We start from the raw sequence: 9,231 nt of genomic DNA on the forward strand, positions 1-9,231 counted from the left end.
GCCCGGGCCCGGCTTCCTTGCGAATGGAGATGTTCCGATGAGTGATTGTGGCTGCCACCACGAGGCCAAGAATGCGCAGGAGCGGCGCGTCCTTTGGATCGCCTTAGCATTGAACGCGGCGATGGCCGTGATCGGCGGCATCGCCGGCTGGATTGCCCATTCCACTGGCCTACTGGCCGACGCTCTGGACATGCTGTCCGATGCCACCGCCTATGCCATTGGCCTGGTCGCTATCGGGCGCACGGCGCGCTTCAAGGCCAATGCCGCGTGGGTCAGCGGCAGCGTGCTGCTTGTGCTGGGTGTGGGCGTGTTGGCCGAGGTCGGCCGCCGCGTAATGTTCGGTGCCGAGCCGGTCAGCGGCTGGATGATTGGCACCGCCCTGCTGTCGCTGGTGGTCAACGTGACGGTGCTGCGCATGCTGGCGCCGCTGAAGTCCGGCGAAGTGCATCTGCGGGCGACCTGGTTGTTCACCCGCGCCGATGTGGTGGCCAATGTTGGGGTGATCCTGGCCGGCCTGTTGGTGTGGTGGTTGGCTAGCCCGTACCCGGATTTCGTGATCGGCGCCCTGATCGGTCTGTATGTGATCAAGGAAGCCTTCGAGATCCTGGGTGATGCCCGCCGGGCACGTGCCGACGCGAGCAAGACCCCTGCATGATCGCCATTGGCCGGCTGCGGACGGGCCTCCGCTGGCTGCTGCTGGCGCAGCTGGCGGTAGGTTTGCTAGTCCAGCCGGTCTTGGGTCTGGCGAGCGAACTGCACGTTCACATCCATCCGACCATTGCCGCCCATGGGCCGGCAGTGGTCGCACCAGCACCTGAGCGTGGCATCGGCGCCGCCTTGCACCGGCTTCACCAGCTGGCGCTGTGCTGCAGCCAAGCCGCACAGCCCCCTGAGATCCTGCTGTCCGTTGCGGACATCGGCCGGTATCTGCCGGTGATGCACGCCAACACGCGCCTCTATCCGCACGAGCAAGGGGCTGCGGGCGCTCGGTTACAACGTGAGGATCGGTGTTTGATCTGCGGCCGTGGGCGGCGCCCGCAAGGTCCCGATCAACCCACCGTCCCCTGCGCCGGACCGGCCCGCCCTGGCATACCGTCCTTGAAGATTTGAGTCACATCAATCGGCCAGCAGATCGCTGGATGTTGACTCTTGACTTTCGGCATTCTAGGCGCACTATCTTGCAAAGTCTTGCAAGAACTTCCTCAGGCGAGGCCGCGTGACGACGGAACTTGTGGGGGTGGTATGACAGCGCGCCAGCAGGCGATCTTCACACTCGACGAGTTGGCTGCCTACTTGAAAGTCGGCAAGCGGACGCTTTACCGGCTCGCCGCGCACGGGGAAATTCCGGCCTTCAAGGTCGGCGGGACGTGGCGGTTTCGTCAAAGTGAAATCGATCGATGGATCAATGATCAGATCCAAGCAGGCAGAAAGAAGGAGGTGATACGCACAGATGAGCAGCCAAAGTCAGCGGAACACTCCGTGTCGTCTGGGCGCGCTGTCCGTCGCCGCAGGCAAACGGAGTGAGCGAGAGTCTTCAATTTTTCTTCTTGAGGTGTGACATGGACATTGATTTAAAGAAACTGGCTCCCTGGAACTGGTTCAAGAAGGAGCAGGAAGAACAACAGAGCACTGCCTCGCTGCCGGTGCAGCGCAATGACCTGTCGGTGGCGGGTGGGCCCGTCAGTCCCATTCTGCAATTGCATCGCGAGATCGACCGCCTGTTTGACGACGCGTTTCGAGGATTCGGTTTCCCGACGCTGGCCATGCCACGCTGGCCGTCGGAGTGGCCGGGCATGCTGAAGCCGGCGCTGGACATCCAGGAAACGGACAAGCAGTACACGATCGCCCTGGAAGTACCCGGCGTCGAGGAAAAGGACATTCGAATCACGCTCGATAACGATGTGTTGCTGGTGCGCGGTGAAAAGCGTCAGGAGCAGGAAACCAAAGACGGTGGTTTCCACCGGGTGGAGCGCTCCTACGGCAGCTTTCAGCGCGCTCTGAACCTGCCGGCCGATGCCAACCAGGACACGATCAAGGCCGCTTTCAAGAACGGCGTGCTCACGATAACGATGGACAAGCGCGAGGCCAGTACGCCCACGCAGGGGCGCTCGATCCCGATCAATGGCTGACGCCCACCGGCTAGTCCTTTGCAAGAAACCAAGTGAAGGGCGAGGCGCCTTGATCTGCGGTGCCTCGCCCAGTTAACCCTCTCAGGAGCATCAGCATGGCCAGAAAACAATGCCAAGTCTGCGGCCAACCCGCCACGGTGCGGGTGGAAGCCAATCTCAATGGTCGCCACAGCACCATGCTGTTGTGTGACGATCACTATCGCCAACTGGCGCGCCAGCAAAAGCGCACCGTCTCGCCGCTGGAGGCTCTGTTTGGCTCGCGCAGCGGTTTGTTCGAAGACTTCCTCGGCAGCGACTTCTTCCGCATCGGTGACGATGCACCGTCCGTGGCGGCTGATGCCGACGAAGTGGTCGATGCGTCTTTCGGCGAATCCGCTCCCGCAACGGCGGGCACGGCGCGCCGCCGCGGCAGTGGGCTGGCCAGCCGTATCAGCGAACAGTCTGAGGCCCTGTTGCAGGAAGCCGCCAAACATGCTGCCGAGTTCGGCCGGCCCGAAGTCGATACCGAACACCTGCTGCTGGCGCTGACCGACAGCGACGTGGTCAATACCATCTTAGGGCAGTTCAAGATCAAGGTCGATGACCTCAAACGGCAGATCGAATCCGAAGCCAAGCGTGGCGACAAGCCGTTCGAAGGCGAGATCGGCGTGTCGCCACGTGTCAAGGATGCGCTCAGCCGAGCCTTCGTGGCCTCCAACGAGTTGAGTCATTCCTATGTGGGGCCAGAGCACTTTCTGATCGGCCTGGCCGAAGAAGGCGAAGGCTTGGCAGCCAACCTGCTGCGCCGCTACGGGCTCACGCCGCAGGCGCTGCGCCAGCAGGTGAGCAAGGTGGTCGGCAAGGGGGCCGAGGACGGCCGTGCCGAGACGCCGACCAATACGCCGGAACTCGACAAGTATTCGCGCGACCTCACCAAGATGGCGCGCGAGGGCAAGCTCGATCCGGTCATCGGTCGCGCGCAGGAGATCGAGACGACCATCGAAGTGCTGGCCCGGCGCAAGAAGAACAACCCGGTGCTGATCGGCGAACCCGGCGTCGGCAAGACCGCCATCGTCGAAGGGCTGGCGCAGCGCATGGTCGCAGGCGAAGTGCCCGAAACGCTGCGTGACAAGCGCCTGGTCGAACTCAACATCAATGCCATGGTGGCCGGCGCCAAGTACCGCGGCGAGTTCGAGGAGCGCGTGCAGAAGGTGCTCAAGGAAGTGACCGAGCACCAGGGGGAGCTGATTCTCTTCATCGACGAGGTGCACACCATCGTCGGTGCCGGCCAAGGTGGCGGCGAAGGCGGGCTGGACGTGGCCAACGTCTTCAAGCCGATGATGGCGCGCGGCGAGCTGAACCTGATCGGCGCCACCACGCTCAACGAGTATCAGAAGTACATCGAAAAGGATGCCGCGCTGGAGCGTCGCTTCCAGCCGGTGATGGTGCCCGAGCCGACGGTAGCGCAGACCATGATGATTTTGCGCGGCCTGCGCGACACCTTCGAGGCCCACCACAAGGTCAGCATCACCGAGGACGCGATCATTGCCGCCGCCGAGTTGTCCGATCGCTACATCACCGCGCGCTTTTTGCCCGACAAGGCCATCGACCTGCTCGACCAGGCGGCCGCACGCGTGAAGCTGTCGGCCACGGCCCGCCCGGTGGCCGTGCAAGAGCTGGAGGCCGAACTGCATCAGTTGCGGCGCGAACAGGATTACGTGGCCTCGCGCAAGCAGTACGAGAAGGCTTCCGAGCTCGGCCAGCGCATCGAGGCCAAAGAGGCCGAACTAAAGAAGCTCGTCGAGGATTGGGAGCGCGAGCGCGCCTCGGGCAGCGCCGAGGTCAAGGCAGAGCACGTGGCGCAGATCGTCTCGCGGCTGACCGGCATCCCGGTCAACGAGCTGACGGTGGAAGAACGCGAGAAGCTGCTGCATCTGGAACAGCGGCTGCATGAGCGCCTGGTGGGACAGGACGAAGCAGTACGTGCCGTGGCCGATGCCGTGCGGCTGTCGCGCGCGGGCCTGCGCGAAGGCAGCAAGCCAGTGGCCACCTTCCTGTTCCTCGGGCCGACGGGTGTGGGCAAGACCGAACTCGCCAAGGCACTGGCCGAGTCCGTCTATGGCGATGAGGGTGCGCTGCTGCGCATCGACATGTCCGAGTACGGTGAACGCCATAGCGTGGCACGCCTGGTGGGCGCGCCTCCGGGTTATGTGGGCTACGACGAGGGCGGCCAGCTCACCGAGAAGGTGCGCCGCAAGCCCTACAGCGTGCTGCTGCTCGACGAGATCGAAAAGGCGCACCCCGACGTCTACAACATCCTGCTGCAGGTGTTCGACGACGGCCGGCTCACCGACGGCAAGGGCCGGGTGGTGGATTTCACCAACACCATCATCATCGCCACCTCGAATCTGGGCTCGGACATCATCCAGCGTCGTCTCAAGGCGCGTGGTGCGGCCGGCGAGGAGTACGAAAAGACCAAGGCCGAGGTGATGGACGTGTTGCGCGGCCACTTCCGGCCCGAGTTTCTCAACCGTATCGACGAGATCATCGTCTTCCATGCGCTGGGCAAGGAGGAGATCCGCCATATCGTCGGCCTGCAGCTCGATCGCGTGGCCCGCAACGCCGCCAGCCAGGGCGTGACGCTCAGCTTCGATCAGACCTTGATCGACCACTTCGCAGAGGAAGGCTACAAACCCGAGTTCGGAGCGCGCGAGCTCAAGCGGCTGATCCGCAGCGAACTGGAGACCGCATTGGCGCGCGAGATGCTGGGTGGCGGTATCGGCAAGGGCGATCACGCCAGCGCCCGCTGGGACGACAAGGCCGAACGCGTCGTCTTCGAGCGCAAGGAGCCACCCGCGCAGCCGGCCGAGCCTGATAAGCCCGATGCCGCGAACGTGGCCGAGGCACCGCCGAACGGCGAGAGCAAGCCTAAGCGCAAGAAGAAGTCAGCGGGCGGCGAATCTTGAGCGATGGGAGGCTGTCGTGTCCGACCCCAACGGGCTGACATTGGCAGCCACCCTCGTGTCGCTGGCGGTCGCTATCCCCACAGCGGGGCACGCGATCATCTACAAGCGTGACCCGCGATCGGCCACGCTGTGGGTACTGCTGATCGCCTTGTTGCCGCTGGGCGGTTCGCTGCTGTATGGGCTGTTCGGCATCAACCGTTACCAGCGGCGGGCGCGGCGGCTTTTTCCGGGAGCAGATCATGCTGTTCGGCAAGGCCTCTCGCCCACGATGCCCGAGGCTGTTTCGGCGCCGCTTGCCGGTCTGGCGCACCTGGTGGGACGCGCCACCGGCCAGTCGCTGACCGGCGGCAACCGCACCGAGCCGCTTGTCGATGGCGAGCAGGCCTACCCGGCCATGCTCGCCGCCATCGAATCGGCGCGGTACAGCGTCGCCCTGGCCTCGTACATCTTCGACAGCCAAGGCATCGGGGCGCAGTTCGTCGATGCGCTGCGCCGGGCTCATGAGCGCGGCGTGCAAGTGCGGGTGCTGATCGACGACGTCTCTGCCCGCTGGACGCACCGCAGCGCCTACCGCGCCTTGCAACGCGCCGGCGTTCCGGCGGCGACGTTCAACCCGACGTTGATTCCCGCGCGCCTGCATGCCGCGCATCTGCGCAATCACCGCAAGCTGCTGGTGATCGATGGCGAGACAGGTTTCACCGGTGGCATGAACATCTGCAGCACGTATTGGCGGCCCGATGCGCCGGGCCAGGCCTGTCACGATTTGCACTTTCGTCTGCGCGGGCCAGTGGTTGCGCATCTGATGGGGTGCTTCACCGATGATTGGTGCGATACCACGGGCGAGCGGCTCAGCGAGGGTTTCTGGGGCGAATCGCCCGCAACGGCTGATGAACAAGGAAACTCTTGGGCGCGCGGCATCGAGGCCGGTCCCGATGACGCCCTGGACCGGATGCGCTGGACCTTCATGGGCGCTTTGAGCGCCGCGAAGCATTCGGTGCGCATCTGGACACCTTACTTCGTCCCCGATCAGCCGATGATCGCGGCGCTGAGCACGGCCGCGATGCGCGGCGTGCGTGTCGAGGTGCTGACACCCGCGAGCTGCGACCATCCTACGGTGCAGTGGGCTGCGCGCGCCCACTACTGGCAGGTGATGGAGCACGGTGTACGCATCTTCGAGCGGCAGGGCCCCTTCGATCACACCAAGCTGATGCTGGTCGATGGCCGATGGTGTTGCCTGGGTTCGGCCAACTGGGACGCGCGCAGCCTGCGCCTCAACTTCGAGTTCAATGTCGAGGTCTACGACGCCACGCTGTGCACACAGCTGGAGGCGCTCTTCGATGCCGCCCTTCATGAGTCCGACGAAGTATCAGTGGTGGCACTGCGCTCCCGCTCGCTGGCCATCCGTTTGCGTGACGGCGCGGCCCGTCTGTTCACCCCCGTTCTTTAGCGACACGACCTTCGCGGAACACGGCCCTTGGAAAAGAAAGATCAATGGAACATCGGCTACTGGATCGTCGCCGGCCTGTTGCTCTTGACGCTGCAAAACTACTTGCAGGCGGCGCAGACCGTCGAGCCCGTGCCCTACAGCGAATTCGAAAAGGCGCTGGCCGGGGGGGGGCGGCGCCGAGGTGCTGGTGTCGGACCGCACGGTGACCGGGCGTCTGAAATCGCCGGACAGTCGTGGCAAAGCCACACTCGTGGCCACGCGCGTCGAGCCCGATCTCGCCGAGCGGCTGTCGAAATACGACGTGCCCTATGCCCGCGTGGTGGAAAGCACTTGGCTGCGCGACATCCTGTCCTGGATCTTGCCGGGGGTGGCCTTCTTCGGCGTCTGGTTCTTCCTGTTCCGCCGCTTTGCCGAGAAGCAGGGCATGGGCGGGTTCCTGAGCATCGGCAAGAGCCGCGCCAAGGTGTTCATGGAGAGGAACACTGGCGTGACCTTTGCCGATGTCGCAGGCGTCGATGAGGCCAAGGCCGAGCTGGCCGAAATCGTCGACTTCCTGGAGAACCCGCAGGACTACGGTCGTCTCGGCGCGCGCATTCCCAAGGGCGTGTTGCTGGTCGGCCCACCGGGCACCGGCAAGACATTGCTGGCCAAGGCTGTTGCCGGCGAGGCGGCGGTGCCCTTCTTCTCCATCTCCGGATCAGAGTTTGTCGAGATGTTCGTCGGCGTGGGTGCGGCCCGTGTGCGCGATCTGTTCGAACAGGCGCGTGCGCAGGCACCGGCGATCATCTTCATCGATGAGCTGGATGCTTTGGGCCGCGCACGCGGTGTCGGAGGACCGATCGGTGGACACGACGCGCGTGAGCAGACGCTGAACCAGTTGCTCACCGAAATGGATGGCTTCGACAGCTCGGTCGGGCTGATCATCCTTGCAGCCACCAACCGGCCGGAGATCCTCGATCAGGCCTTGCTTCGCGCCGGTCGCTTCGACCGTCAGGTGCTGGTGGACCGTCCCGACAAGAAAGGTCGCCTGGATATCCTGAAGGTCCATGTCAAGAAGATCACCCTGGCCCACGGTGTAGATCTGGAACAGGTGGCGGCGCTGACCACGGGCTTTTCGGGTGCAGACCTCGCGAACCTGGTCAACGAGGCCGCGCTGGCCGCGACCCGGCGCAAAGCATCCGCCGTGGAGTTGCAGGATTTCACCGCCGCCATCGAGCGCATCGTGGCGGGCCTGGAGAAGAAGAACCGCGTGCTCAGTCCCAAGGAGCGGGAAACCGTGGCCTATCACGAGATGGGCCATGCGCTGGTGGCGCTGGCGCTGCCCGGCACCGACCACGTGCACAAGATCTCGATCATCCCGCGCGGCATCGGCGCGCTGGGCTACACGCTGCAACGCCCCACCGAAGACCGCTTCCTGATGACGCGCGCCGATCTGGAACACAAGATCGCCGTGCTGCTGGGCGGTCGTGCGGCTGAGAAGCTCGTGTTTGGCGAGCTGTCCACAGGGGCTTCAGACGATCTCGCACGGGCCACCGACATTGCCCGCGACATGATCACCCGCTTTGGCATGGACGAAGGACTGGGCTACATCGCCTTCGAGGCGCAGCGGCCACGCTTTCTCGATACACCGGAACTGGCCCACGGCGGCTGCCGGGTAGCCGAATCGACTCAGACACGCATCGACCACGCCATCCGTGACATCGTGATGGGTGTGTTCGAGCGCGCCTACCGAATTCTCGAAATCAACCGAGAAGTGCTGGAGCGGTGCGCGCGCGGACTGCTGGCGCGGGAAACGCTCGACGAGAACGACATCCTTCAATTGACCCAAGGACTTATTCTTAAGGAAGGTCTGAACAACTCCGACCCTGCCTCTCGACAGTAGGAGATTCGGTGGAATCAACGTTTGGCGGAAGGGGAATCAATGACTTATCAGGCGCGGAAGCAGCCAGATTCTCATCCCGCAGTTGGCTCTGCGAGTTGTTCAGACCTTCCTTAATAGAAACTAGAAACGAAAAGTAGTAGGCGCTATTCAGAGTGAACCGGCGGCTCTGTTCGGTGCGTCATCCAATTCGCCGGCATTGTTCAAGGAGAGCCGATATGTCTGCATTGACTCCGTGGGACCCCTTCCGGGAACTGGATGAATTGCAAGACCGCCTGGCGACGATGTTGGGACGGACACCCCAGCGACAGGGCGCCCGTACCAGCAACGAAGCCATGACCACGGCGGACTGGGCGCCAATGGTGGACATCAGCGAGGATGAGAACGCATTCATCCTCAAGCTGGATCTGCCGGAGGTCCCCAAGGATGCCGTGCGCGTCAGCGCGGAAAACGGTGTGCTCACCATCAGCGGCGAGCGCAAACTGGAAAAAGAGGAGCAGGGCAAGAAGTTCCACCGCATCGAACGTGCGTATGGCCGCTTTGTGCGCAGCTTTGTCTTGCCTGACAACGTTGATCCGACCAAGGTGACGGCTTCGATGAAAGACGGCGCGCTGGAAGTGCGGCTTGTCAAGGCCGAGCAAGCCAAACCGAAACAGATTGATATCTCAGTCAACTAACTTTAACTAGGAACCCAAGATCATGAATATCAAACAGCCACAATACATCTTCTCCGCACTTGCCCTGGCGGTCGTCGTCGGACTGAGCGGACCGGCTCTGGCCCAATCGGCGGCACGTTCTAGTCCAGGTGCTGCAGCACCCTCTGCCGCAACC

Annotated in this window: 8 protein-coding genes; all 8 read left to right on the top strand. The window is 63.5% G+C overall.

Going from position 1 to position 9,231, the window contains the following annotated elements:
• Nucleotides 1-37: 37 nt before the first annotated feature.
• The 8 genes from AC5P99_RS19780 to hsp20-GI all read left to right on the top strand — a co-directional run bounded on the left by AC5P99_RS19780 (nt 38) and on the right by hsp20-GI (nt 9,077).
• Entirely contained in the window at nt 38-655 is a 618-nt protein-coding gene (locus tag AC5P99_RS19780) for a cation efflux transmembrane domain-containing protein (RefSeq protein ID WP_099527538.1), read from the top strand.
• On the top strand, nt 652-1,110 hold the full coding sequence (locus tag AC5P99_RS19785; RefSeq protein ID WP_229297630.1) for a hypothetical protein: 459 nt from the start codon (nt 652-654) through the stop codon (nt 1,108-1,110). Before AC5P99_RS19780 ends, AC5P99_RS19785 begins: the two co-directional genes overlap by 4 nt.
• Nucleotides 1,111-1,242: 132 nt before the next feature.
• Nucleotides 1,243-1,524, top strand: a complete 282-nt coding sequence (locus AC5P99_RS19790) for a helix-turn-helix domain-containing protein (RefSeq protein ID WP_049420578.1) — start codon at nt 1,243-1,245, stop codon at nt 1,522-1,524.
• 35 nt (nt 1,525-1,559) lie between these two features.
• Nucleotides 1,560-2,129: an Hsp20/alpha crystallin family protein gene (locus AC5P99_RS19795; protein WP_049420580.1), complete on the top strand. Its 570-nt coding sequence runs from the start codon at nt 1,560-1,562 to the stop codon at nt 2,127-2,129.
• A 95-nt stretch (nt 2,130-2,224) separates the two neighbouring features.
• The gene (clpK, locus tag AC5P99_RS19800; protein ID WP_049420582.1) at nt 2,225-5,074 is read left to right on the top strand and encodes a heat shock survival AAA family ATPase ClpK; all 2,850 of its coding nucleotides are present in this window, start codon (nt 2,225-2,227) and stop codon (nt 5,072-5,074) included.
• A 16-nt stretch (nt 5,075-5,090) separates the two neighbouring features.
• Complete coding sequence (gene cls, locus AC5P99_RS19805; RefSeq protein ID WP_049441491.1) at nt 5,091-6,521, top strand: cardiolipin synthase; 1,431 nt, start codon at nt 5,091-5,093, stop codon at nt 6,519-6,521.
• A 187-nt stretch (nt 6,522-6,708) separates the two neighbouring features.
• Nucleotides 6,709-8,403: an ATP-dependent zinc metalloprotease FtsH gene (gene ftsH, locus AC5P99_RS19810; protein WP_495213472.1), complete on the top strand. Its 1,695-nt coding sequence runs from the start codon at nt 6,709-6,711 to the stop codon at nt 8,401-8,403.
• A gap of 215 nt (nt 8,404-8,618) precedes the next feature.
• On the top strand, nt 8,619-9,077 hold the full coding sequence (gene hsp20-GI / locus AC5P99_RS19815; protein ID WP_099527865.1) for a small heat shock protein sHSP20-GI: 459 nt from the start codon (nt 8,619-8,621) through the stop codon (nt 9,075-9,077).
• The last annotated feature ends 154 nt before the right edge of the window (nt 9,078-9,231 follow it).

It is taken from the genome of Stenotrophomonas sp. YJH_SMC_80 (genome assembly GCF_059372495.1).